This is a genomic window from Dyadobacter sp. CY323 (assembly GCF_021390245.1).
In the GTDB taxonomy this organism is placed as follows: domain Bacteria; phylum Bacteroidota; class Bacteroidia; order Cytophagales; family Spirosomataceae; genus Dyadobacter.
In genome coordinates this window covers 1-25,115 of record NZ_JAJUXH010000016.1, presented here as the reverse complement: position 1 = coordinate 25,115, position 25,115 = coordinate 1, and the positions used below count along the sequence as shown (strand labels likewise).

At 46.0% G+C, this 25,115-nt stretch carries 20 protein-coding genes; 6 read left to right on the top strand and 14 right to left on the bottom strand.

Translation table 11 applies throughout. The annotated features are described in order from the left end of the window. Positions 1-46 precede the first annotated feature (46 nt). The 4 genes from LZG72_RS20695 to queG all read right to left on the bottom strand — a co-directional run bounded on the left by LZG72_RS20695 (position 47) and on the right by queG (position 6,523). Positions 47-1,594: a SusD/RagB family nutrient-binding outer membrane lipoprotein gene (locus LZG72_RS20695; RefSeq protein ID WP_233876682.1), complete on the bottom strand. Its 1,548-nt coding sequence runs from the start codon at positions 1,592-1,594 to the stop codon at positions 47-49. 19 nt (positions 1,595-1,613) lie between these two features. Beyond that, positions 1,614-4,706, bottom strand: coding sequence for a SusC/RagA family TonB-linked outer membrane protein (locus LZG72_RS20690; RefSeq protein ID WP_233876680.1), 3,093 nt, complete (start codon positions 4,704-4,706; stop codon positions 1,614-1,616). A gap of 379 nt (positions 4,707-5,085) precedes the next feature. Further along, positions 5,086-5,499, bottom strand: coding sequence for a DUF1761 domain-containing protein (locus LZG72_RS20685; protein ID WP_233876678.1), 414 nt, complete (start codon positions 5,497-5,499; stop codon positions 5,086-5,088). 76 nt (positions 5,500-5,575) lie between these two features. Then, positions 5,576-6,523 carry a tRNA epoxyqueuosine(34) reductase QueG gene (gene queG, locus LZG72_RS20680; RefSeq protein WP_233876676.1) on the bottom strand — a complete coding sequence of 316 codons (948 nt, stop codon included), beginning with the start codon at positions 6,521-6,523 and terminating at the stop codon, positions 5,576-5,578. Positions 6,524-6,634: 111 nt separating this feature from the next. Here queG and LZG72_RS20675 point away from each other — a divergent pair, with 111 nt between their 5' ends. From LZG72_RS20675 to LZG72_RS20665, 3 genes are all read left to right on the top strand, one after another. Then, complete coding sequence (locus LZG72_RS20675) at positions 6,635-7,252, top strand: nucleotide exchange factor GrpE (RefSeq protein WP_233876674.1); 618 nt, start codon at positions 6,635-6,637, stop codon at positions 7,250-7,252. 41 nt (positions 7,253-7,293) lie between these two features. After that, complete coding sequence (gene dnaJ / locus LZG72_RS20670; RefSeq protein ID WP_233876672.1) at positions 7,294-8,457, top strand: molecular chaperone DnaJ; 1,164 nt, start codon at positions 7,294-7,296, stop codon at positions 8,455-8,457. Between the two features lie 106 nt (positions 8,458-8,563). Further along, on the top strand, positions 8,564-9,742 hold the full coding sequence (locus LZG72_RS20665) for an endonuclease/exonuclease/phosphatase family protein (protein ID WP_233876671.1): 1,179 nt from the start codon (positions 8,564-8,566) through the stop codon (positions 9,740-9,742). Between the two features lie 66 nt (positions 9,743-9,808). Here LZG72_RS20665 and LZG72_RS20660 read toward each other — a convergent pair whose 3' ends face one another. The 8 genes from LZG72_RS20660 to LZG72_RS20625 form a co-directional block, all read right to left on the bottom strand. Next, entirely contained in the window at positions 9,809-12,781 is a 2,973-nt protein-coding gene (locus LZG72_RS20660; protein WP_233876669.1) for a DUF2723 domain-containing protein, read from the bottom strand. Positions 12,782-12,922: 141 nt separating this feature from the next. Beyond that, positions 12,923-14,248: an ABC transporter permease gene (locus LZG72_RS20655; RefSeq protein WP_233876667.1), complete on the bottom strand. Its 1,326-nt coding sequence runs from the start codon at positions 14,246-14,248 to the stop codon at positions 12,923-12,925. A 32-nt stretch (positions 14,249-14,280) separates the two neighbouring features. After that, positions 14,281-15,195: an ABC transporter ATP-binding protein gene (locus LZG72_RS20650; protein WP_233876665.1), complete on the bottom strand. Its 915-nt coding sequence runs from the start codon at positions 15,193-15,195 to the stop codon at positions 14,281-14,283. Between the two features lie 167 nt (positions 15,196-15,362). Then, the gene (locus LZG72_RS20645) at positions 15,363-15,797 is read right to left on the bottom strand and encodes a hypothetical protein (RefSeq protein ID WP_233876663.1); all 435 of its coding nucleotides are present in this window, start codon (positions 15,795-15,797) and stop codon (positions 15,363-15,365) included. A 155-nt stretch (positions 15,798-15,952) separates the two neighbouring features. Continuing rightward, a complete protein-coding gene (locus LZG72_RS20640) occupies positions 15,953-16,357 on the bottom strand; it encodes a hypothetical protein (RefSeq protein ID WP_233876662.1) in 405 nt (134 codons plus the stop codon). A 414-nt stretch (positions 16,358-16,771) separates the two neighbouring features. Further along, entirely contained in the window at positions 16,772-17,998 is a 1,227-nt protein-coding gene (locus tag LZG72_RS20635) for an alanine dehydrogenase (protein ID WP_233876660.1), read from the bottom strand. A gap of 38 nt (positions 17,999-18,036) precedes the next feature. Beyond that, on the bottom strand, positions 18,037-18,453 hold the full coding sequence (tsaE, locus tag LZG72_RS20630; protein ID WP_233876658.1) for a tRNA (adenosine(37)-N6)-threonylcarbamoyltransferase complex ATPase subunit type 1 TsaE: 417 nt from the start codon (positions 18,451-18,453) through the stop codon (positions 18,037-18,039). A 143-nt stretch (positions 18,454-18,596) separates the two neighbouring features. After that, on the bottom strand, positions 18,597-19,880 hold the full coding sequence (locus tag LZG72_RS20625; RefSeq protein ID WP_233876657.1) for a Gfo/Idh/MocA family protein: 1,284 nt from the start codon (positions 19,878-19,880) through the stop codon (positions 18,597-18,599). 241 nt (positions 19,881-20,121) lie between these two features. Between LZG72_RS20625 and LZG72_RS20620 the strand changes: the two genes are divergently transcribed. Continuing rightward, entirely contained in the window at positions 20,122-21,078 is a 957-nt protein-coding gene (locus LZG72_RS20620) for a sugar phosphate isomerase/epimerase (protein WP_233876655.1), read from the top strand. A gap of 21 nt (positions 21,079-21,099) precedes the next feature. Then, positions 21,100-23,199, top strand: a complete 2,100-nt coding sequence (locus LZG72_RS20615; RefSeq protein WP_233876653.1) for a PQQ-binding-like beta-propeller repeat protein — start codon at positions 21,100-21,102, stop codon at positions 23,197-23,199. A gap of 15 nt (positions 23,200-23,214) precedes the next feature. Here the strand turns inward: LZG72_RS20615 and LZG72_RS20610 are convergent, their stop codons facing one another. Both LZG72_RS20610 and LZG72_RS20605 read right to left on the bottom strand, forming a co-directional pair. After that, complete coding sequence (locus tag LZG72_RS20610) at positions 23,215-23,610, bottom strand: type II toxin-antitoxin system VapC family toxin (protein ID WP_233876651.1); 396 nt, start codon at positions 23,608-23,610, stop codon at positions 23,215-23,217. Then, positions 23,610-23,810, bottom strand: a complete 201-nt coding sequence (locus LZG72_RS20605; RefSeq protein WP_233876649.1) for a hypothetical protein — start codon at positions 23,808-23,810, stop codon at positions 23,610-23,612. Before LZG72_RS20605 ends, LZG72_RS20610 begins: the two co-directional genes overlap by 1 nt. A 136-nt stretch (positions 23,811-23,946) precedes the next feature. Between LZG72_RS20605 and LZG72_RS20600 the strand changes: the two genes are divergently transcribed. After that, positions 23,947-24,984 (top strand): Gfo/Idh/MocA family oxidoreductase, encoded by a 1,038-nt coding sequence (locus tag LZG72_RS20600; RefSeq protein ID WP_233876647.1) that lies wholly within the window; start codon positions 23,947-23,949, stop codon positions 24,982-24,984. Positions 24,985-25,115 lie beyond the last annotated feature (131 nt).

The following is a 25,115-nucleotide window of genomic DNA, read 5'->3' as shown; positions in this document are numbered from 1 at the left end:
CTCATGCTTTATTAACATCGGGACCACCGAATATCAAAATACCAAATCAGGGCTTGTCCCACCACAATCTCGTGCTGGATTTATCCGCGCCACCGAGCAAACCAACTGCCGCCTCAACCGCCGCTGCATTGGACTGGTATTCGCCTGTTACAAAAGGAGTACGACGAACCACCGCATTGGCCGGTGAATCCGGATTGTCCGAGTTAACCCTCGCGTAAAGCTTGGGATAACCTGTTCTTCTGTACTCCGCCCAAGCCTCGTGTCCGTTCGGATAGTTGGCCAACCATTTCTGGGTAATGATCTGTTCAAGCTGTTTAGTCGGATCCGCCGAAAATTTCACGGGAACGTCCGTCAATGCAGGCGTTTTTACCATGTCGTTCAGCGCAACCGGCGACGTTGTACCATTGGCGTAAGCGGTAATGGTTGCCGCGTCGGCAATTCCCCATTGCTTCATAGCTGTCTCAATTCCTTTCTCATACATGTCTTTGGCAGTTCCACCCATATTCCAGCCTTTCAATGCTCCTTCCGCTTTTAGGAAGTAAGCTTCAGAAGCATATAAGATCGCGAATGGATTGCTTTGCTGCACAGCAGGAAGAAATGCGTCCGCGACATTGGAAGTTTTGTTTGCATTGTTTTCTTCTGCTCCCAGCTGACCTTGCGTATAACCGTTCCGCAAACCTTTGTAGGTGTTTGTGGTTCCCGGAACCGGCGCATAGAATTTACTGATCCGCGGATCCGCATATCCTTTCAAAACGCTTTCCATGGCAGCGCTCATACGGAACTCGTTCCATGCCGTAGCCTGGTTCATCGGATTGAAGGAGTTGGCAGTCACTTTTAGGAATGCATCGTCCGCATTGGTAGCCAGTGTTCCGCCGGCAACGGCTGCTTCCGCCTCTGTTTTGGCTAATGCAGGCTCAACCTTAGACATACGCATGGCAATACGCAGGCGCAGGGTATTTGCAAAAAGGATCCATTTGTCGACACTTCCGGCATAAATCTGGTCGTTGGTGGCGTATACATTGGTACCTTTAAAAGCACCCAATGAAGCTGTGGATTCTGCGAGTGTTTTTACGAAATCCTTGTAAATCGCTTCCTGCGTGTCGTACTTAACGCTGCTCAAACCGTTTCCAACCTCCGAGTACGGGATTGGTCCCCAGTAGTCGGTACGGGGCAGATACATATACACTTTCCAAATGTTCGCAATGGCATATTGCGCTGCATTCTCGTTCGGGCCACCCGGCTTAGTCGCGTCCAAAACCCCCAATAACGGCGGTATGGCAGTTCCGTAAAATCCACTCCACGCACCATTCAGCCAGTTACCCACCATTACGTTCCTGTCGGAAGAAAAGTTTTGGGCGATGTTTGCAAAATATTGTCCCTGCAAATCGGCAAAAAGGCTTTGGTACGTTTGCCAGCTGGCCTGGATCGAACGGTATTGTGCGGCTGCAAAAGCATTACCGATCGCTGAACCATCCAGTTCGGTCAGCTTCGTTTTATTTGTATTAATCTCTTCGTAACTGTCGGTACAGGAATAGGTACCCGTGGCAACTGCCACAACGAGAGCGAATGATATTAATTTATGACTCCTTTTCATAGGTCTCAATATTTAACAATTAAAATGACAAGTTCAGACTCACACCAATCGTGCGTGTCGGCGGCATCGAAAACGACTCCAGACCAACCGTAGTATTAGCCGAACCAGCTACCAGCTCAGGATCGAACCCTTTTGCCTTATTCATCAAAAAGAACAGGTTACGTCCAACGAGCGACAGCGAAACTGCCTGAAATGGCGATTTGCCAATGACACTTTGCGGCAGGCTGTAACCCAATGTTGCTTCTCTTAACCGGATGTTGGAAGCGCTGTACGTAAATGCTTCTCCGATCGGCGTGTTACGTCCGCCTACAAATTTCCAGTAAGCTTCAGAAGTTATGGAAACGGTGTTAGCACTTCCGTCTGCCTGTACTCCTTCTACCACCATTCCATCGCGGCCCGCAAGGGTTTCTTCAGTTACACCATCTGCATAAATAACCGCATTGGTGAATGACGTTACCACACCACCGATCCTTCCGCTGATGAGGAAGCTCAGGTTAAATCCTTTGTATGAAAACCGGTTGGTAACACCGCCCGTCCAATCCGGACGGGAAGTTCCCAATGGAACTGTGGTTCCATCACTAACTTTTGGCAGACCCGTTGGGTTAACAATCACGCGGCCCTGATTATCTCTCGCGAATCCGCGGCTGTAAATCTGTCCAAGTGGTTCTCCTTCCTCGGCTCGCATGAAGTTCATGAAATCACTTGTCAATGGAAGGATTTTCAGCTCGTCCGACAGCTTGATGACCTTGTTTACGTTTCGGGCATAGTTCAGGTCAATATTCCAGGTAAAATTGTTGAGTTTGACCGGGGCCAGGCTCATAGTCAGCTCTATACCTTTGTTCTGTACATTTCCTGCATTGATATACTGCGTTGTCCAGCCGGATGCAGGTGGCAATGCGAGCTCAAACAGCTGGTTTTTCGAATTGCTTTTATATAAGGAAAGATCAAGTCCGATCCGGTTTTTGAACAATTTCAATTCTAACCCAACTTCCTGAGCAGTTGTGATTTCCGGTTTCAGATCAGGGAAAGGTTTGATGTTGTCTCTGATAATGTAACCATTGGCGCCGCCCGCCACGTAAGAATAGGTTTGCGCAAGCAGGTAAGGACGGGCATCATTCCCTGTAAGTGCGTAGCTTCCTCTCACTTTTGCAAAAGAAATCGCCGCAGGTAATTGGAAAAGGCTTGAAAGCACCGCGGCCGCACCTACTGACGGGAAGAAATACGATTGGTTTTCCTTAGGTAGTGTAGACGACCAGTCATTTCTTGCAGAAGCCGATACCGTCAAAGCGTCTTTCCAGATGAAGTCAGCAGAAGCAAACACACCTTGTTTGCGAGTTTGTGTGATGGTTCTGTTGGTAACCGAGTTTCTTGCATTGGTTGTCACGAACAGGTTTTCACGGTTCAACTGATTGTTCAGCGTTTGATGGTTTACATAATCTCTTTGAAGGATGTTACCACCGATCGTCGCTTCCAGTTTGAAGTCTTCACTGAATTGCTTGCTGACCAAACCGAACAAGTCAAGGTTCAACTCTGAATTATCCCGCCAGTTGGTTTGATAATCACCGAAATCAGCAATGGTGTAGGTATTGGTGTACCATTTACCTTCAAACTTATCGATGTACTTGTCATACCCTGCGCGGCCCATTAATGTAAACCAGGGTGTAAGCTTGTAGTTAAGTGAAGTAAAGCCGTAAATACGGTCCCGGTTGTCAATTGCCAACACACGGTTTTTGATCCAGTAAGGGTTTTGGCCACCATTGGATCCCGGGTTCCAGTAGTTTTGTTTCAACTGGCCTGTGGAAGGATCGACATAGTCATAATTTTGTGCCTGTTCCAAAGAAATGCTTCTTGGCAAACGCAGAATGTGACGCTGCAGGTTGGCGAATGACTCTCCGGTTTGTTGTCTGTTATCGATCTTTTCACTCAGATACGTGATCTTACCATCAAATGACAATTTGCTGTTGATCTGGCTCGACAAACGGAGGTTAAAGTTATGGCGGCTCAGCTTGTTGTTTGAAACAATACCTTTCGCATTCGTATTCGTATAAGAAAAGTAAGTCTGAACCTTCTCGTTACCCGCTGTCAGAGAAAGCGAATTGGCGAATGATGTTCCTGTGGAATAAAAATCCTTGTAGGAATTCGGATTGGGAGAATAAGCAAATGTTTTACCCTGGGTTTCAGGATCCGGCCCCCAGGCAGCCACTTGCTGGCCGTCCATTTTTGGGCCCCAGCTGAACTCGCTGTTCGGGAAAAACTTACCTTCTACCCCTTGTCCATATACATTCTGGAAGTTTTGCAGCTGCATCGCATTTTCTGCCTGGAACGTGCTGTTGATATTTACGCCGATCCCCTTACGTACAGTGCCTTTTTTGGTAGTGATCAGCAATGCACCGTTTGCTGCGCGGCTACCGTATAATGCAGTTGCAGAAGCTCCGCGCAAAACGTTAATGGATTCTATGTCGTCCGGATTGATGCTGGAAAGACCATCGCTCGCATCACGGCCACCATTTCCGTTCGTCGGACTGAAATTGGAGTTATCGATAGGAACACCATCCACGACGATCAGAGCCTGGTTATTGCCTGTGATTGAACGATCACCACGCAAAACCACTCGGCTTGAACCACCCACACCGGAAGACGAACGCACAATGTCCAAACCGGCAACCCGGCCAGACAGTGAGTTTGCGACGTTCAATTCACGGGCTTTGGAGAAGTTTTCCGTGTTAATCACCTGCGTAGCGTAACTGAGCGTCTTCTGCTCCTTTGAAATACCGAGCGCAGTTACTACCACTTCCCCGAGGTTACGAATATCGGGATCCAGGCTAATCGTCAGATTTGACACCGATGGCGTTACTGAGATCTCTTTGGAGGAATAACCCACAGACGAAACGATCAGGATACCACTTCCGTCGATCGATAGGCTAAAATTTCCCTCTGTATCGGTATTCGTCCCACGTGTCGTGCCCTTAATCAGGATATTTGCCCCCGGCAATCCTGCGCCGTTTTCATCATTTACCTTTCCCGTTACTTGCCGGTCCTGGGCTTCTGATGTGTAAATAAAAAATACTACCTGCATTAATGTAAGTAGCATCACCCGTAAAGTTCTTCTCATAGGTTTTAATTGGGATTTTTGATTTTTTATGAAATTTAAATTTATTAAACATATTAAGCAATTTATTTTGCGAAATTTAATTGCACTAAACTAATATTTTGAAAGAAGTCAGTTTTTAGACGCCAAAACGCTATAAAATGCCTATACATAAAATATTATTTGTCGAAATAACAGTTAATAAATATGCGAATATTTTGTTGCGTGCTCGAAACACAAATTAATATTTGGCACTTCCTGGGCACCGGAATGAACTTCGTAAGGGTCGAAAATCAATGCATTGAAAAAACAAGGCAAACCTGAAAAGCAAGAAGTGATCGGCACTAAATCAGGTATATTGAACTAGCACTATAATAAGAAAGGAAATAGATAACGGGAGGGACTAGTCGTACTTGCGCCAGATGCCCAGGATACTACCGGTAATTGTATAGACGATCACACTCACACCGCCGTTGAGCAGCGACAAAAGAAGTGGTTTCAGGGCGAACATGTCTTTCACGATCGTCTCAAAAAGAACGAACACAATGCCAAAAAGCAACCCGGTAAGAAATCCGAAGAGGAGTGATTTAATGGGTATCTTGGTAAAAACCCACGCGATTGTATATGCGGTAAAAGAAGAAGAAACAATGCTGGCGAGGTAGGGAGCGGGGCTGCCGGCTGACTTCATTTGCTCCATCGTGAAGCCGTTCAACGCCATCCACTTCTCTGAAAAAAAGCTATACCACAAAGCTGGAATCACTTGTCCTATCACCACACAAACAAGCACCGCCCAAAGATTGACAGATTGTTTTCTCATGTTTTTGAGTCTTTTATTCAGTCATCGAAAGGAACTCCCGAACTCAAATATAAGAGGTTTATATTAATTGTGCTTTTTATTCAGAGGATATGACAAATTCGATATTTCGTCTCAAACCAGCGTATTTTGTCCGTTTCACGGGAGAACGGCGAAAGATTTCAGCGAAAATTTCTTCGGTAATTTCAGTCCAGTCTGATTTGGTAAACCCTGCCAGATGCTCCGGCAAAGCGAATTCCTCTGTTGTGTTCGGTTTCGAAAAACGGTTCCAGGGACACACATCCTGACAGATGTCACAGCCGAAAATCCAGTTCCCTAACTTGCCCGCTGCGTCCGCGGGAATGGCGTCTTTCAATTCAATCGTATAATAGCTGATGCATTTGCTTCCGTCCACGACAAATGCTTCCGTGATCGCGTCGGTCGGGCAGGCATCCATGCACCGGGTACATGTACCGCAGTAGTCGCCGATCGGACCGTCGTACGCCAGGTCCAGGTCGCAGATGATCTCGCCGATAAAAAAGAAGCTGCCCATGTCGCGGTTCAGCAGGTTGGAATGCTTGCCAACCCAGCCCAACCCACTTTTTGCCGCCCATACTTTATCCATTACCGGCGCGGAATCCACAAAAATCCGTCCCGACACCTCGCCGATCTCCTGTTGAATGGCCAAAAGCAGCGAACCCAGCTTTTCCTTTAATACAAAATGATAATCGGTACCATAGGCATATTTTGAAAGTTTGAGATCTTCCTCACCTTCCGGCAGCCTTTTTTCGGGATAGTAATTGAGAAGAACGGAGATGACACTTTTGGCACCGTCTACCAGTTTGCGGGGATCGAGTCTTTTGTCGAAGTGATTAGCCATGTAACCCATCGCCCCGTTGTAATTCCGGTTTAGCCAGTTTTCGAGCCTCGGAGCTTCACTTTCCAGAAAATCCGCTTTTGATATACCACAGAAATCAAACCCGTTTTCGAGAGCTTTTGCTTTGATAAACTGACTTCTTTCCTGCCTTACGAGATCTTCGGTAGTCATACTGCAAAGTTACAAATTGATTGTAAAATGCCATCTTGTCAGTATTTTAGCACTGGCAAAATAATTTAGGGTTAATGAGGTCGTCGAAAAACTTACGTTATTTTAATAGTTATGCCGGAAAATACAGAATTCAACATAGATCAAGACAAAAAATACGAGATGAACGAGGACAAAGAGCCAGTAGAAGCTGACAATCTGGTGGGCGAAGAAGAAGCAACCAATTCGGTTCCCTTGGACAATGCCGGTCAGGAAATTAATAATGAAGCTGCACCAGCCTCAGATCCGCTGGATGCTGCCAAATCGGAGATCGCAGAGTTAAAAGATAAATATTTACGTCTGTACGCTGATTTCGAAAACTTCCGCAGACGGACTGCAAAGGAAAAACTGGACATGATCTCCGGTGCCAGCGCTGACACTGTGAAACTTATTCTGCCGATTGTAGATGATTTTGAGCGTGCAAAAGTTTCTTTCGATTCTTCGACAGATATCGAGGCGTTAAAAGAAGGTGTTGACCTCATTTACACCAAACTTTTTAAAGCGCTTGAATCAAAAGGTTTAAAACCGATGGTATCGAAAGGTGAAAGCTTTGATGCTGAGATACATGAGTCGATTGCGCAGTTTCCCGCCCCCAGCGAGGATCAGAAAGGGAAAGTGATTGATGAGATTGAAAAAGGGTATTACCTTAACGATAAAGTTATTCGCTACGCCAAGGTGATCGTAGGCTCCTGATCTGGCCCAACCTTCCTTACAGCATTTATTAAGCAACTAAAATGGCAAAGAAAAGAGATTATTACGAGGTACTTGGAGTGGATCGTGGTGCGAGCGCCGATGACATTAAGAAAGCCTACAGAAAGCTGGCAATCAAATTCCATCCGGACAAAAACCCGGATGATCCTACTGCCGAAGATAAATTTAAAGAAGCGGCGGAAGCATACAGTATCCTGAGCGACGAAAACAAGCGCGCACGTTATGATCAATATGGTCATGCCGGTGTGAGCGGTGCATCCGGAGCAGGTGCAGGCGGATTTGGCGGCGGATTCTCCATGGATGATATCTTCTCCCAGTTTGGCGATATTTTCGGAGATAGCAGCCCATTCGGCGATATTTTCGGACGCCAGGGTGGCGGAAATGGCCGTCGTGTGAGAAAAGGGTCGGATTTACGTATCAAATTAAAACTGAACCTGGAAGAAGTTGCGAACGGTACTGAGAAAAAAATAAAGGTAAAACGCCACGTAACCTGCACAACCTGCGGCGGAAACGGCGCGAAACACGGTACTTCATTAACGAACTGTAACGGTTGTAATGGAACGGGACAGGTACGAAAAGTGGTAAGTACCATGCTCGGACAAATGGTTTCGACCAGCACCTGCCCGACTTGTAACGGCGACGGAAAGATTATCAGCGAACGCTGCGATTCGTGCGCGGGAGAAGGAAGATTATTGCAGGACGATCTGATCACGCTGAACATCCCGGGTGGTGTGGCAGAAGGAATGCAGCTTTCAATGTCTGGCAAAGGGAATGTTCCTGCGCGTGGCGGAGTAGCCGGCGATCTGCTGATCGTAATCGAGGAAGAAGAAGATGCGCAATTGAAGAGAGATGGCAATAATGTGGTGTTCGACATGCATTTAAGCTTTGTAGACGCTGCATTGGGTACTTCCGTGGAAATACCGACCATCGACGGAAAAGCGAGGATTACCGTAGAGCAGGGAACGCAGGCCGGCAAAATCCTTCGTTTGAAAGGCAAAGGAATTAAAGACCTGAATGGGTACGGAAAAGGAGATCAGCTGGTCCATATCAATGTATGGACGCCTCAGCAACTTTCTGCCGACGAACGCGAAACGCTCGAATCGTTGCGTCATTCTCCGAATTTCCAGCCTAAGCCGGGAAAGAACGAGAAGGGTTTTTTCGATAAAATGAAGGATTTCTTTCATTGATTAATAAAAACTTAATATACAAAAAGAGCCATTTCTGCATTGAAGTGGCTCTTTTTAGTTTGATCAAACCGTACTTTTGACAAACAATTGTCATCAACCCAATGCAATGAAAAAAGTCATCCTTACTTTCCTTATGTTTAATTGTGGCACATTATTCGCCCAATCTCCCGCTCCTGCCGAGCTCACATTCGCGACTTACAACGTGAGTATGGAGGCTGAAAATTACTTTCCTCGCGGCACTCCCGGCAATTCGGAGCAGGTTTTGGTCAAAGAGCTTGCATCTGGCCAGAATGCGCAGATCAAAAATATCGCGAAGATTATTAAAACGGTTCGGCCGGATGTGATCCTGCTCAATGAATTTGACTACATCAAAGATCCTGATGCAGGTGTTCTGCAATTTGTAAAAGCTTATTTGAAGGAAGATGCAGATGGATTGAAAGGCATTGACTTCCCGTATTACTATTATTCAACTGTAAATACCGGCCAGCCAAGTCCCTACGATTTGAACAACGACGGAAAAATGGACCAGTATGGAAATGATGCATGGGGATTCGGCAATTATCCGGGGCAATACGGAATGGTACTTTTATCGAAGTACCCGATTGAAACGGCGCAGGTCCGCACATTTCAGCATTTCAAATGGAAAGACATGCCAGGTGCATTAACGATTAAAAAAGCGGATGGAAGTGACTGGTACGTGCCAGACGCCTGGAACCAGTTTCCGCTTTCGTCCAAATCGCATTGGGATATTCCTGTAAAAGTAGGTAACGAAACGATCCACTTTCTGGCCAGCCACCCAACGCCTCCGAGCTTCGACGGCGCCGAAGACCGCAATGGAAAACGTAACCATGACGAGATCCGTTTCTGGAATGACTACATCAACGAGGGAAAGGCCGGATATATTTATGATGATAAAGGCGCAAAAGGCGGCTTGCGAGCAGGTTCGCGTTTTGTAATACTGGGCGACCAGAATGCCTCACCTGACGAAGGCAATGCGATTTCGGCCGGGATCAAATCACTTTTAGCCAATCCAAATGTGAACAGCTCCATGGCGCCGGCAAGCAAAGGCGGAGCGGAACATAGTGCCTCGAATGCATTCAGCAGAAATCACACCGCTTTCTGGAGAATGCGGGCGGATTATGTGTTACCGTCAAAAAAAGGGTTTCAGGTCCTGGATAGCGGGGTATTCTGGCCAGCCAAAAACGAGCCGATGGCCGAACTTGTCGAGAAACGCGAGTCAAGTTCTGACCACCGGCTGGTTTGGGTGAAGGTAAAGATGGATTAGAAGTAGCGTTCTTCGACTGCGCTCAGAATGACAATTCGTTGTCACCCTGAGCGCAATCGAAGGGAGCTACTGCCCGCCATACATATTAAGAGCGGCGAGGTGTTTTTGGAATACAAGCTCGTATTTCTTAGCGGCTGCTTCCTGTTTAGCTTCGCGGCATTCCTGTACAATGATTTGCAGGATATACAGGTACACATTGCTGTCACGACGTTTTGTTGTGCCGTTTTCTTTGGCCCACGTCAGCACTTCGTCGGCGCGGTTTGCCATGGTTTCAGCGATCTCCAAACCACGTTTCGTTTCTCCAAGGTCGAATAACGGCCCGATGAAGTTTGCCGAAAACTGATCGTATGGAATGCTCTTGTCCGGCATGGTAGCCAGCGACTTATCAATCGCTTTTTTGGCTTCGTCTTTTCTGCCGTCTGCAATCAGCTGGCCAGCTAACCTTAAAAATGCAATACGCGCAGTAGCTACCGGCGAGCCGAGATATGTGTTGTCGTAATACGTGTTCGGATTATCCAGTTCACGCCAGAACATTTTGGTCATCAAGTTGTTGTACATCACATCCGCATTCACGTAGCCATCGCTCGCACCTGGTACTTTTACCGGCAACAACCGATATGCGTAACCTTCCAGCTGCATGTATTCTTTGAGGTTCAAATAGCTTGACCCGCCTAATGTAGATGAGAAATAGATCGGACGTTTCCAGTCATTGGTTGCGATGATATCCAGCATGATCAGGTCCGATTTATACAAATCACCTTTCCCGATTGTCCAGCTGATCGAATCACTCACAAACGGAAGCAGGTCGCTTTTAATGATATTCATTTTCTTAACCGCTTCTGCATTCACAGGCAGGAACAAAACCGACGAAGGAAGAATGGAAGTCATATCGCCACTCGTCAACGGAACCTGGATCGCTTTGTTTTCCTGTTTTACAAGGCCAAGGTATTCTTTCAGATTAATCCCGTTTTTGACACTTGGAATCTCATAGAAAGGCACAATATCGTTTTTACCAAAAGCATAATTGCCCTTTTCCAGTGAAATCGGCAATGCTTCCGACAGGTATGTTTTGCGTTTCATCTGATCGATATACCAGTCGGTACCCAGCAAGCTAAGGTTACACACACGAACATCGGTACGGAAACCTTCCACTTCCTGAACGTACCATAATGGAAACGTATCGTTATCCCCACCGGTAAACAGGATCGCATTCGGTGCGCACGAGTTCAAGAGGTTTTTGGCAAAATCCACAGAGTGGTAGCGATGGCTGCGATTATGGTTATCCCAACCTTTGGCGCCCATAATGACAGGTACAACTAACCCCAATGCAGTTGCAACGCCAGCACGCGTGGTAGCATTCTGAATGAATTTACTGATCGCGTCAGCAATAGCGATCACGCCATAACCGATCCAGATACAGAATATATAGAATGACCCAACATAAATGTAATCCCTTTCGCGAGGCTCGGTAGGCGGTGAATTGAGGTAAACCACCAATGCGACTCCGGTAAGAAGAAACAAAAGCCCGAGCACGAGTAAGTCGCGTTTTTGTCGGAAATAAAGGATCACGACGCCAAATAGTCCCAGTAAAAACGGCAGCATAAAGAAGTTATCATGCGCCTTGTTGTTCTCAATGGGCTCCGGATATTTCTTGCCGGCATTCCAGGGAAGCATATTTCCCGCACCTTCCTCATCACTTTCTCTTCCCACAAAATTCCAGAGAAAATATCTCCAGTACATGTGCCCGATCTGATGCCTGAACATAAACGACAGGTTGTTGACCATCGTCGGCTTTTGTCCCTCTGCAAGTCCGGTCATTTGCTGGTAAAGCTGCGGGTGCCCGGATTGGGTACTGTACATCCTTGGCAACAACATGCTGCTTCCCGGTTCGTACTCATATTCAGGACGATAGTCGTAAATGGCATATTTGCCATCCTGCTTGCGGTACATCGGCGCACCACGTTTCTGGCTGATTGGTCTTGAAACAAAAGAGGGCCCGTAAAGCAGCGGGCGGCTGCCGTACTGCTCTCTTTTCAGGTATGAAACGAAGCTCAGAACATCATTCGGATTGTTTTCATTAATGGGCGGATTGTACTCGGCACGAACTAAAACCATCAGGTAACTTGCGTAGCCTATCAGGACAAATGCCAGCGAAAGCAGGCCGGTATTTAATAGAACTTTCTCTTTCTGATGCGAATAACGGATTCCCCAGATGAGCGCGCCGATGAAAATAACAATGAAGAAAATCACACCGGACTTATATGGCATGCCCAGCGAATTGACAAAAAAGATCTCGAATTTCCCGGCAACACTTGGCAGCCCGGGAATAATACCGGAATTAATGATCGCCAGAACAACGAGCCCACCGACAAATGCAAGAATCCCTCCGAAAACGCTTGTCTTAGGGTATTTTTTGAAATAATAAACCAGCGCCAATGCAGGAATTGTTACCAGGTTCAGCAAATGGACGCCAATGGAAAGTCCCACCAGGTAGGCGATCAGGATCAGCCAGCGGTTCTCAGCAGCAGGATCTTCGACGCGCTCCCATTTAAAAACAGCCCAGATCACAATGGCGGTAAAGAACGATGACATCCCGTAAACCTCGGCCTCAACCGCGGAAAACCAGAAGGAATCGGACCAGGTATAAGCAAGTGAACCGACAATCCCCGCGCCCATTAAAAGTATGATATCACCCTGGGTCAGTTCGGAATCAGTCTTTGAGATCAGTTTGCGAACAAGCAGCGTGATCGTCCAGAACAGGAAAAGAATGGTAAATGCGCTGCTCAGCACGGAAACCATGTTGATCCAGTAAGCTACATTAGTGAGATCACCGAATGCCAAAAGGGAGAAAAGGCGGCCAATTAATAAGAAAAAAGGTGCACCGGGTGGGTGAGGAACCTGTAACTTGAATGCACAGGCAATAAACTCGCCGCAATCCCAAAAACTGGCTGTTCGCTCAACTGTGAGTGCGTAGGTGACGAATGCTATTGCGAATACAATCCAACCCGTAAGGTTGTTGTAACGGTTGAAACGGGTCATCTGAAAGAAAGTAAATTTGAAAAGTTTAAATGCACAACGTGAAGATAGTCGCTCTCACCGGGCAGTTTTATCAATGATCGGCAAAATTAGCAATTTTACCACAACGGCAAGGTTTTCACTCTCTTAAAAAGTGTTAAGAGATCATTTGTAGAATATCCATTTTGCCAGCTCTTTATACGTGACTTTCTTTCCATACATCAATATCCCAACCCTGTAGATCCGCGCTGCAAGCCAAGTAGTACCCATAAAACCTAAAACCAGCAGTACCATCGACAGAGCAATTTCCCAAGCCGGCACGCCGAAAGGAATCCGGACCATCATGATGATGGGCGACGTAAAAGGGATCATGGACGTCCAGAAGGCGAGTGTACCGTCCGGATCGCGGAGTACGAATTGAGCAAAAACAAAGGAAAAAATAATAGGTAATGTAATCGGCAGCATGAATTGCTGGGTATCGGCATCGTTATCAACAGCCGCACCTACCGCGCCGAAAAGTGCGCTGTAAAGCAGGTAGCCACCCAGGTAGTAGAATAAAAAGCATCCCAGGATCAGCGGAATATTCAAACTGTTTACAGCTCCGAGAACTTCGGCCACCGGATTTTCCACATTGCCGCCGGGCATATTCTGGTTAGGCATACCTTTCTGTATCATGTCCATTTCCTGCTGCATCTGCGGCGAATCCTTTGGCATCCGGCTACTCAAAACCGCCGAAGTCGCGCTGGTTAATGCGGTTGTAAGTAAGATCCAGAGTACAAATTGGGTAAGACCTACGAGCGCGACGCCAATGATCTTTCCGAGCATCAGTTCAAATGGTCTTACGGACGAAATAATCACCTCCACAATGCGACTGGTCTTTTCTTCAGTAATTCCACGCATGACCTGGGTACCATATATAAAAACGGACATATAGATCAGGAATGCGCAGATCCCGCCGATTACGGTTGCCGCACCCGAGCTGCTCGTTTTTTCACCTTCCTCGCTCAGGCTGATTGTTTCAGAGCTCACATTCACCCTCGAATCTTCCAGAATTTTATGCGTAATCCCGGCTTCCGACAGTTTAATGTCTTCGATTTGTTTCTCAATAACCTTTTCTATCTCCGATTTCAAATCCATGCTGACGTTCTTTGCCGCATAAATCCGAACACCTTTCGGTTCTCTGATCACATTTTTTGGAATAAAAACCAATGCATTGGCATCGCTGGCTTTAAATGTCGCTTTGGCTGAATCGATGCTGGAATCCACATAAACGAATTTCAGGGTTTCGGAATCTTTGAATTCTTTTTTGAACAAGCCGCTTTCATCCAGTACCTGGACGGTTTTTTTATCGACGGAACCGAGGGCAACCCAGATTACGGTGGCATAAAAACCGACAAACAGCAATGGAGCAAGTAAAGTCATGATCAGAAACGACTTTTTCTTAACCCTCACCAGGTATTCTCTTTTTATAACAAGAAAAATATTGCGCATTTGGAAGAAGTTTAAATGGGAGAAGTGGTTGGTCAGGCTTCGGGTACTTCGTTGACCGAACGCATAAAAATGTCGCTCATACTCGGGATGTTCTCACCAAAAGCCCGGATCTCAACGGTCGGTAACAGGCTAGATAACAACGCGTTGGGGCTGGTATTCTCGTCCAGGTGAATGGTTGTTCGGCGGTAACCGTCTTCCAGTTCTTTTTCGCTCAAAATTTGGTAGTTGTTTTCCAGCCCGTTCAAATTCCCCTTATATTCTACAAAATAAGAGTTCGTTTTGAACTGTTCCTTGATCCGCTTTTTGGGGCCATCGAGCACCTTTTTCGATTTATGGATCAATGCAATGTAGTCGCAAAGTTCTTCCACCGTTTCCATTCGGTGGGTGGAGAAAATAATGGTACTTCCTTTTTGTTTCAATTCCAGGATTTCGTCGCGGATCAGGTTGGCATTGATCGGATCAAAGCCGGAAAAAGGTTCATCCAGAATGATGAGATCGGGTTCGTGAAGTACCGTCGAGACAAACTGTACTTTTTGCTGCATTCCTTTCGACAGGTCGGATACGCTTTTATCCCACCAGGTTTTGATATCGAATTTCACAAACCAGGTTTTCAGCTTTTCCATGGCCTGCTTCTGCGAAAGTCCTTTTAACTGAGCGAGGTACAGAAGTTGCTCACCGACTTTCATTTTTTTATAAAGTCCCCTTTCCTCCGGGAGGTAACCGATCCGGGAAATGTGGCTTTGGTTTAATAATTGCCCATCAAAAAGAATTTCACCTTTGTCCGGCCCGGTGATCTGGTTAATGATCCGGATCAGCGACGTTTTTCCAGCTCCATTCGGACCAAGTAAACCGAAAATACACCCTTTGGGAATCGAAATGCTTACATCGTCCAGGGCAACGTGGTTGGAGTATTCCTTGGTAACATTCCTGACTTCTATAATATTCATAAGTTGTAGGTGGTGAGTTGGCCCTTCCGGGCTGGGCCTAATATGCAAAGTATAACCCCCATAAATAAAGTTACAAGTAAGAAAGCGCAATTTGACGGATTAGCGGCAAAATAAAAAAGCGGGCGGATGACCGCTCGCTTTCACTTTCAAAGAGATTGAGGACAATCTCAGATGTATTTCCCACGGATTTGAAACAGTACCCAAAATCCGATTAATGCCCCGATTAACGCTCCGATAATGTTCAGTTGGATCAATTGAGTTACCACATTAATCAGCGAAGCATAATACAAAAGGTTCCAGCCTGATCTTTTGCGTGCCCTGAGGGGTGTAAATGCCATCAGGTACATGATCAGGGTGATGACGATCAATACGACCCCGACATAAAAATTGAATCCCATCCCGATCGAAACCGCTCCCATTCCCATGGCTGCGCCGCCGATTCCAAATGCCGTCAATAAACCAAAAAGGCCGAAAACGGAAAGTATGAGAATGAAATACGGGCCGTACTGGACTAGAAATTCCTTAACACTGTCTGAGAAAGGGGGGAATTTTTCAAGGAAAATAGGCTCCAACTCTTTTTCTAAAAGTAATTTAGTTTCCATAAAGGGGCAGTTTAATCTGATTATCAATATTTTGTTGATAAATCTATACTTTTTTGACTAAACTTCCTTCGCCACTAACCATTGAATAATGATTGTTTATTTTGCGGCATCTGATCCATTTCCCTCGTGTACGGCCCGGAAATGAAGTATTGATATCAATCTTCGGGATAAGGCACGAATACAAATCCGGAGAATTCGCCGATCAATACAAAAAGACAGCAGTACTCGTCTGCATTCTTATAGTTCTCGGTAAACATTTCCACCGACTCCTCACCTACCAGTTTACGGTCGACGAATTCCTGCAAAAACGACGCGCGATACGAATATAAGTTTGCTAACTCCTGGGAATCAATGAGAAGTGCACCGATTTGAAGTTCATTGTTTGTCACGGCAAAAACCGGATAATCCGAAAAGCCGCGTTTGCGGATCTGGTAAGAAGCTTCCTTTAACTGGTCAGCGACCTTCACAAAATCCTGAGATATATTCCCCATCAATTTTTGATTCAACTCGGGAGAGTTGGCATCATCCATCAGGGCATTTTCGTTGCTGTTGTTGATCATTGGTTTTTAGCTATTAGCTGTTAGCTTTTAGCCGTTAGCTTTTTAATTAAAATTATTCTTTAAGTTCGGCATAAGCTGTCACACTGCGAGATCCGCTCAAAAAAGCTAAAAGCTAATAGCTAATAGCTAATAGCCGTTAGCTTTTTAATTAAAATTATTCTTTAAGTTCGGCATAAGCTGTCACACTGCGAGATCTGCTCAAAAAAGCTAAAAGCTTTTAGCCGTTAGCTTTTTAATTAAAATTATTCTTTAAGTTCGGCATAAGCTGTCACACTACGAGATCCGCTCAAAAAAGCTAAAAGCTAATAGCCGTTAGCTTTTTAATTAAATTATTCTTTAAGTTCGGCATAAGCTGTCACACTACGAGATCCGCTCAAAAAAGCTAAAAGCTAATAGCTAATAGCTAATAGCCAACTACATCCTCGCCGCCAGCAGCAATGTCAAATCCTTGTACCGCATATTGAATGTTCTTGCGATGTGGGAATTGGTTAATGTTCCTTTATGGCAGTATACTCCTTTCATAAACCAACGATTGGCGTAAATCATTTCTTCTATACCTCCGATTGTGCCCGTTTGCAGCAAAAATGGCAGAAAAACATTGCTTAATGCAGTGCTGGCCGTATGTGCAACCCGGCTCGGAATATTCGGGACGCAGTAATGGATCACGTCATTGTATTTAAAAATCGGGTTTTTGTGCGTGGTCATACGCGAAGTTTCAAATGAGCCTCCCTGATCGATACTTACATCGATGATCACCGAGCCCGGTTTCATCTGGGAAACCATTTCCTTTGTCACAACCAATGGACTGATACCATATTCTGCCCGCATTGTCCCGATCACCACGTCGGCGCGCGCAATGGCTTCCGCAAGAATGTCCGAATCGATAATGGAGGTATATAAGTTTTGCCCGATCGAATATTTAAGTCTTTGCAGACGATAGATATGTTTGTCGAAAACCTTAATGTCCGCTCCCACGCTAATGGCAGCGCGGGTCGCATACTCGGCGACTGTTCCCGCTCCCAGGATCACAATTTTGGTCGGCGGCACTCCGGTAATGCCGCCCAGAATGATACCGCGGCCACCGTTTGGCGTAGAGAGATACTCCGCGGCTATTAACAGAACAGTACTTCCGGCAATTTCACCCATTGCGCGGATAATTGGCTTTCCGCCCACTTTATCTTCAATCAGTTCATAGCCTATACCCGTGGCTTTCAACTCATTGAGTTTTTCAAAATAATGTTTCTCCAGAGCCGGGAGATTCAATGCCGAGATCAGTGTCGTACCCGATTTAATGTAACGAAACTCTTCTTCCACCACCGGCTCCACTTTCAGGATCACTTTTGCCTGGTATACTTCCTCCGGGCTATACACGATTTTGGCACCCGCCTCACTGTATTCATGGTCCGAGAGGTTCGCTCCTTTCCCGGCATCATTTTCTACCCAAACTTCATGTCCATTCCGTACTAGAATCCCGACAGCATCCGGTGTGAGGGCAATGCGATTTTCCTGCAGAGAAACTTCCTTCGGCAAACCGATATGTAGTGAATTCTGATCCTTGCGGACTGCCATCAACGATTCTTGCGGATATAGCACCGATTGCTTGGCAAGTTCTTCAAAACCAGTAATCTGAGGTTGCGCCATCAATTAGCAAATGAAAGTGTAAATCAATTTTAATACCTCTAAACTTTTACTACTTCTAACACTCTTATACCACTTTCATCGGCCTGAAGATGTAATTTCAGATAGCTCGCGGGCCATAAAGATTCGATTTTATCCGGCCATTCCACGAAACAATATTCTCCCGAATCAAAGTATTCCTCCACTCCCATATCCAGCGCTTCGGTCTCGTCCTTAATGCGGTAGAAATCAAAATGATACACGAGCCTGTCACCGGCATCATACTCATTAACCAGTGAAAATGTAGGACTTTGAACATGTGATCTGACACCTAATGCTTTGCAAAGCGCTTTGATCAATGTGGTTTTTCCAGCCCCAATTTGACCCTCAAACAACCAAACCGGAATATTTCCGCCGGTTTCGAGCAGTTCCGCAGCCACGCGGTCCAGTTCGTCAAGTCCTTTGAAAGTTATGGTCATAGGCTGGGAGGTCATCTTACAAAAATACACATTTTGGAAAAACTCGCTGGAAATTTATCGCAATGCGCCCGGCATGGTTGAGAAACAAAAACCGGAGATACTGTACAGCACCTCCGGTTTTGTCAAAAAGAAATGTAAACCTATTACACCTTCCATTCCTTCCGCATACTTCTGCCTAGCAGCTTATCCGCCTCTTTGTCATTGAATGTCTCTTTTTGAGGGTCCCATTTCAACGACCGTTTCAGCCGATACGCAATGTTGCCGATGTTGCAGACGGATGCAGTCCGGTGACCGGTTTCTACATCACAAATCGGTGGTTTCCGCGATTTAATCGAATTCAAAAAGTCTTTGTAATGACTTTCACTCACATACACGCCCGCATCTCCCGCTTCAAAAACTTTGTCCTTTAAAGTTTCAGGCGTCGTTCTTAATTCTCCCCTGGCTACAAATATTTCTCCGTCGGTACCTACAAAATGGCAATGCTGCTTTCCCTCGATAGGCCTGTGTACCACCTCAATCCCATTCGCATATTTGTAAACCAACCCTTTGCCCGGTTCGCTGTAAACGAGTTCACTTGGCCCGGAGCTATCCATATTTAATCCCCACTGGGCGATATCCAACATATGTGCGCCCCAGTCTGTCATTCCGCCGCCGCCAAACTCAATATAATCCCGCCATTTCGGCCAGAAAGTCGCGTCCATGGCCGGAGCTAGCTCATTATTGTAAGGTCTTTCCAATGCATTTGGGCCCATCCATAAATCCCAGTTCAAACCTTCCGGTTTTGTTTCGCTCTTCAGATCCCACTCTTTTGGAGGTCCGCCGACATTGACATACACCGTTTTTACTTTTCCAATTGCCCCACTCCGCACCAGCTGGACAGCTTTCGTAAATTCCTTGGAAGAACGCTGCATGCTGCCCGTCTGGAAAACGCGGTTGTGTTTCCGTGCCGCATTCACCATCGCCCGCCCTTCTTTAACAGTTAATGACAATGGTTTTTCACAATAAATATCCTTACCTGCTTCCGCTGCCCGAACCGCCATGGCTGCATGCCAATGGTCCGGAGACGCGATCACAACCGCATCTATATCTTTTCTGGCCAGTAGTTCCCGAAAATCTGCATATCCCGTCGCCGACTTATAGTTGTTCTGAGGTTGCTTTTCGGTGTACCACTTGTTCACGTTATTCACAAATGTTTCGAGTTTGACACCATATACATCCGAAGCTGCGACGACTTGTGTATCGGGGAGATCGATGAACCGGTTTCGCAGGCCGTTTGCCTGCCTTCCACAGCCTATAAACCCGAGGGTAACTTTGTCGCTCGGAGCAACGAAGCCCCTGCCAAGCACATGCCTGGGGACGATCATGAAAGAGGAAATGACGGCGCCAGCTTTCAGGAAATCGCGCCGGTTGAGGTTTTCAGTCTTCATATAATTATAAAAAATGAGGCCTTGATTAAAGTAATTTAAAGATCAAAGTCTGCGATTCTACTGAGATGAGTCCTTTATTTCAAACTACTTAAACAGCCGGACGGTCAATCATTTTTTATATTCACCGGTAAAAAAGAGGATTTGCTCACTTATGATAGCGATCCCATTCGAATGATTTTTTTGAAGCATTAATAGACTAACTAAAAGCAAAACACCGTTTTGTGACTTCTAAACCCAGATTATGACCAACCAAATTTCCCGTCGCGACTTCCTGATTAATAGTGCTATCGCCGGAAGTGTGATCCCGATGATCGCCAATGAAGCTTTTTCAAAACCAAATCCTTCATTTGCTGATGTACCCAAGATCAACGTATTCTCGAAACACCTGCAATTCCTGAATTACCAGGATATGGCGGAGGCTGCAAAAGAAATCGGATTCGACGGTATCGACCTGACTATCAGACCAAAAGGCCATGTACTTCCTGAAAAAGTTGAAAATGACCTGCCAATGGCTGTCGAGGCCATGAAAAAGGTTGGATTCACGCCACTGATGTTTTGCACGGCGGTTGAAGATGCAGGTAATCCGCTCGATAAGAAGGTATTGGAAACCGCAGCAGGCCTGGGTTTCAAATATTACCGGATGAATTGGTATAAATACAATGAGCAAAAGTCCATTCCTGACATACTCACTGAATATCAGGAAAAGATGGCCGGATTGAGTAAGCTGAACAGTAAGCTCGGATTAAACGGATGTTATCAAAACCATTCGGGCCGGATGGTAGGCGCGTCGATGTTTGAGATCTGGACCATTCTGCAAAAAGCTAATAAACAGACAATGGGCGCACAATATGACATTCGTCACGCCACGGTGGAAGGCGGGCTTTCGTGGCAGACCGGTTTCAATCTCATACGCCCGCATATTAAAACCGTCGTTCTCAAAGATTTTGTCTGGGATAAGAATGCGAGCGGCAAATGGGCAGTGAAAAGTGTGCCATTGGGAGAAGGAATGGTTGATTTCAAAACATACTTCAAACTGCTGAAAGATAATAAAGTGGATGTGCCGATCTGCCTTCACCTGGAATATCCATTAGGCGGGGCCGATCAGGGAGCGGATAAAATTACAGTCGATAATAAAGTTGTTTTTGATGCGATGAGAAGAGATCTGCAAAAAGCAAAAGAACTCTGGACGGCATCCTAATCCCATCATGAATCCTTACTGATGAAGCATTTACCCATTTTATTTATAAGCTGCTTTTTATTCATTAGCAGCTTTATTTTTGTTTCAGCGCCAAAAACGCAGGATTGGCCTGAATACAATGGCGACGGCGCGCGAAGTCACTACTCCCCGCTGGAACAGATCACAAAAGAAAATGTAGGCCAGCTAAAAGTCGCGTGGACCTATGCCTCCGGTGGCGCGGACACTACACGAAATCGCTCGCAGATCCAATGTAATCCGATCATTATCAATGGAATACTCTATGGGGTTTCTGCCGATATCCAGGCGTTTGCGATTGACGCATCGACTGGAAAAGAAATCTGGAAAACCAACCTGGCAGAAACTGGTGGCACACTCAGCCGCGGGGTAACCTACTGGAGTAATGGGAGCGACAAACGGATTTTCTTCGGCGCCTCCAAATGGCTTTATGGAATCGACGCCAGTACTGGAAAACTGATCCAAACTTTTGGCGAGAAAGGAAAAATCAATCTTAAAAATGGCATCGAACGACCGGGAGCCGATGACTTCGTCTCTTCGAACACACCCAATACGATTTATAAAAACCGGATCATCGTCGGTGCGCGTGTGGCCGAGTCTGAAAGCGCATTGCTGGGCGATGTCCGGGCATTTGATGTGGTTACCGGCAAGCTTGTCTGGACTTTCAAAACCATTCCTGAAAAAGGTGAATTCGGCTCTGAAACCTGGCTATCCCAACCCGCCAGGAAAAATTTCGGAGGAGCAAATGCCTGGGCAGGCGTCGCAATTGACCGCGAGCGGGGCATCGTGTACGTTCCTACCGGATCGGCTGCCTACGATTTTTATGGCGGAAACCGGCCGGGTGCCAATTTGTTTGCCAACTGTCTTATCGCAATTGATGCCAATACTGGCAAACGTTTGTGGCATTTCCAGCTTGTACATCACGATATATGGGACCGGGATCCACCAACAACGCCTAACCTGATCACCGTTACACATAAAGGAAAACAGGTCGATGCGGTCGCACAGATTACCAAGCAAGGTTACACGTTCGTTTTCGACCGGGTGACCGGCAAGCCACTATTTCCGATCAAGGAAACTGCATTTGATTATGAAGCCATTCATGGTGAGAAATTGCATCCAACGCAGCCAATTCCCACTTTGCCGGTGCCGTTTACCCGCCAGAGCTTTACTTCCAAAGATTTCAATGCATTTGTAGCAGATCGCGACTCACTGGAAATTTTGCTCAAAAACGCCAACTCGGGTAGCGCCTACATTCCGATCACCTCCAAAATGACGGTCTTTTTCCCCGGAACCGACGGTGGGGCACAATGGGGCGGCGCAGCGGCTGACAAAGACGGAATACTTTACATTCCGGCCAAAGAACTTCCGGTTTACACTTCATTAATAAAAAAAACAAATCCTAAAAACCGGAATGGCGCAACCGGCGCTGAACTATACAAACTCAATTGCGCAGCCTGCCACGGCGCTGACAAATCCGGCAATCACGACGGCTCCTACCCTTCCTTGCTAAATGTTGGCAACCGGCTCAAAAAGGAGCAAATTCAGGCTATCCTGCAAACCGGAAAAGGAATGATGCCGTCATTTTCGCACATATCACTTGCAGAACGCAATGCGATCATTGAGTTTTTGAATAACAAAGATTCCGGTGAGCTCGTGGCCAACAGTTCCGCGAGCGACGTTCCCTACCAACATACCGGCTACAATCGCTGGTATGACCGGAATGGCTACCCGGTAAGCACGCCGCCGTGGGGCACATTAACTGCACTGGACTTAAACACGGGACAACGCCGCTGGCAGGTTCCGTTAGGTGAATATAAGGAATTGACAAAAAAGGGAATTCCACCAACAGGGACGGATAATTATGGCGGGCCGCTGGTTACGTCAAGCGGTTTGTTGTTTATCGCCGCAAGCCGTGATGAACAAATCCGGGCATTTGATAAAACAAATGGAAAAATCCTCTGGGAAGCACAGTTACCCGCAGCTGGCTATGCGTCTCCAAGTACTTATTCAGTGAATGGGAAACAATATGTCGTCATAGCCTGCGGAGGCGGCAAGCTCAACACAAAATCGGGAGATAAGTATGTCGCGTATGCATTGCCTTGAAAATTTAAATTAGAGTCAATTCAAAAAAATGGAAACCCATTGCTCGTAAAGTTTAAATTTTTGATCCTGTGTAATGATGGTCAAATCTTCGGAAATAGCTTGCGAAATGATAAGTCGGTCAAATGGGTCGGCGTGTAACAATGGGAGGTTTTCAAGGGTCTGAAAATGCTTGAAATCAATGGGGATCGTGTAGAAAGAATTTCTTACTGCAGAATAATAGAAGTCGGAAATTGGGACAGCCAAATCCAGTTTACCCAAACTTTTCTTTATTGTCATCTCCCAGTATGTGGCCGTACTAACTAAAAGCCGGGTTTCAGGAGAATTTAGTTTTTCAAGAGTTTCTCCAGAAAGCTTTCCACTACCCGCTGAATGCCAAAGCAAAATGTGTGTGTCAATTAAGTAACTCTTCATCAGGACGGAAATTCAGGGGGAATAAAATCGTTGAAATCGTCGGAAATATGGTGGATCATTCCTTTACCCCAGCCGGGTTTTCTGGAACTAACTTCCTGAGTATTGCCCCTAAGCAATTCGTTAACCATGTCTATCAGTTCATCGCTTTCAAGCTTTACAATCTTCCCGATCAGATCGATTTTCTTTTCCTCGGTTGTCATGGCAAAAGAAGTTAGTATTAGTCAAATATACAGTCAACATATTAATTCTCAAAAACTATCCCTTTTATGCTGTAAACTAGCTCTTGACTCTTTAAACCTAAAAATTACCTTTGTCTTAAAGTAAAAATTTAAAACTATGTCTTCAAAATTTCTTAATGTCGGATTGATTGGGTTTGGGTTGTCCGGCCGATATTTTCATTCTCCGTTTTTGAGTACTAATCCGGGGTTTAAAATCAAAACGGTTGTCGAAAGGACCAAAAACGAGGCACAGGAATTTGATCCTGAGATCGGCAATGCGAGATCGATTGATGAGCTGCTGAGCGACCCGGAAATTGATCTTGTATTTATCTGTACCCCCAACGACACGCATTTTCCATATGCGATGGACGCGTTGGAAAATGGCAAACATGTGGTGATCGAAAAACCCTTTGCCGCAACAGAAGCCGAGGCAAGACAGCTAGTGGAACTCGCCAAAGAAAAAGGATTGATCCTGACAGCTTATCAAAACCGTCGGTGGGATTCCGACTTTTTAACACTCAAAAAACTGATCTCTGAAGGCAAACTAGGCGATATCGTGGAATATGAAAGTCGCTACGACCGTTACCGGGAAGTGGTGCCGACGGAATCCTGGAAGGAAAAAAGCGTTCCGGTCGGTGGTAACCTGTATAACCTGGGCCCGCATTTGATCGACCAGGCATTGGTATTGTTTGGCGAGCCTGAAACGGTGACGGCTGATGTAAGATCGGTGCGCCCGCACAGTGAAATTGACGATTATTTTGATGTCCGTCTGGGCTACAAAGACAAACTGGTGATTTTGAAATCCAGCCTGATGGTTTATGAAAATCAACTCAGATATGTGCTCCACGGCACAAAAGGTTCTTTTATAAAAGGCGGACTTGATCCCCAGGAAGAAACATTGCGCAAAAACATTTTACCGACTGAAAAACCGTGGGGTGTAGAACCTGAGAACCGTTGGGGGAAATTATCCAGCCAGGAATTTACCGGGATCATCGAAAGCGAAGCCGGCGATTATGCGCCATTTTACCAGAATGTATATGATGCGATTGTCGACGGTGCCGAACTGGCTGTAAAGCCGGAGGAGGTGGTCCGCACAGCACGTGTCATTGACCTGGCGTTCCAAAGCAGCAAGGAAAAGAAGGTAATGGCTTACTAATAAGCACTTTGAGTGTCGCGTCCTAAAATAAGTTGACGGTTTTAGATTGAGTTTAGGCCTTGGGGTGTTTCTCCAAGGCTTTTTTATGTACTGCATTCGGGGTCATCATTTTGAGACTAAGATGAGGCCTG

What these genes read in the sequence shown, in the direction of transcription:
- LZG72_RS20600 (WP_233876647.1), top strand. Translation starts at nt 23,947, where the DNA reads ATGTCTTCAAAATTTCTTAATGTCGGATTGATTGGGTTTGGGTTGTCC.
- LZG72_RS20605 (WP_233876649.1), bottom strand. Translation starts at nt 23,810, where the DNA reads ATGACAACCGAGGAAAAGAAAATCGATCTGATCGGGAAGATTGTAAAG.
- LZG72_RS20620 (WP_233876655.1), top strand. Translation starts at nt 20,122, where the DNA reads ATGACCAACCAAATTTCCCGTCGCGACTTCCTGATTAATAGTGCTATC.
- LZG72_RS20685 (WP_233876678.1), bottom strand. Translation starts at nt 5,499, where the DNA reads ATGAGAAAACAATCTGTCAATCTTTGGGCGGTGCTTGTTTGTGTGGTG.
- queG (WP_233876676.1), bottom strand. Translation starts at nt 6,523, where the DNA reads ATGACTACCGAAGATCTCGTAAGGCAGGAAAGAAGTCAGTTTATCAAA.
- LZG72_RS20635 (WP_233876660.1), bottom strand. Translation starts at nt 17,998, where the DNA reads ATGGCGCAACCTCAGATTACTGGTTTTGAAGAACTTGCCAAGCAATCG.
- LZG72_RS20665 (WP_233876671.1), top strand. Translation starts at nt 8,564, where the DNA reads ATGAAAAAAGTCATCCTTACTTTCCTTATGTTTAATTGTGGCACATTA.
- LZG72_RS20640 (WP_233876662.1), bottom strand. Translation starts at nt 16,357, where the DNA reads ATGATCAACAACAGCAACGAAAATGCCCTGATGGATGATGCCAACTCT.
- tsaE (WP_233876658.1), bottom strand. Translation starts at nt 18,453, where the DNA reads ATGACCATAACTTTCAAAGGACTTGACGAACTGGACCGCGTGGCTGCG.
- LZG72_RS20645 (WP_233876663.1), bottom strand. Translation starts at nt 15,797, where the DNA reads ATGGAAACTAAATTACTTTTAGAAAAAGAGTTGGAGCCTATTTTCCTT.
- LZG72_RS20675 (WP_233876674.1), top strand. Translation starts at nt 6,635, where the DNA reads ATGCCGGAAAATACAGAATTCAACATAGATCAAGACAAAAAATACGAG.
- LZG72_RS20650 (WP_233876665.1), bottom strand. Translation starts at nt 15,195, where the DNA reads ATGAATATTATAGAAGTCAGGAATGTTACCAAGGAATACTCCAACCAC.
- LZG72_RS20655 (WP_233876667.1), bottom strand. Translation starts at nt 14,248, where the DNA reads ATGCGCAATATTTTTCTTGTTATAAAAAGAGAATACCTGGTGAGGGTT.
- LZG72_RS20690 (WP_233876680.1), bottom strand. Translation starts at nt 4,706, where the DNA reads ATGAGAAGAACTTTACGGGTGATGCTACTTACATTAATGCAGGTAGTA.
- LZG72_RS20610 (WP_233876651.1), bottom strand. Translation starts at nt 23,610, where the DNA reads ATGAAGAGTTACTTAATTGACACACACATTTTGCTTTGGCATTCAGCG.
- LZG72_RS20695 (WP_233876682.1), bottom strand. Translation starts at nt 1,594, where the DNA reads ATGAAAAGGAGTCATAAATTAATATCATTCGCTCTCGTTGTGGCAGTT.
- LZG72_RS20660 (WP_233876669.1), bottom strand. Translation starts at nt 12,781, where the DNA reads ATGACCCGTTTCAACCGTTACAACAACCTTACGGGTTGGATTGTATTC.
- dnaJ (WP_233876672.1), top strand. Translation starts at nt 7,294, where the DNA reads ATGGCAAAGAAAAGAGATTATTACGAGGTACTTGGAGTGGATCGTGGT.
- LZG72_RS20625 (WP_233876657.1), bottom strand. Translation starts at nt 19,880, where the DNA reads ATGAAGACTGAAAACCTCAACCGGCGCGATTTCCTGAAAGCTGGCGCC.
- LZG72_RS20615 (WP_233876653.1), top strand. Translation starts at nt 21,100, where the DNA reads ATGAAGCATTTACCCATTTTATTTATAAGCTGCTTTTTATTCATTAGC.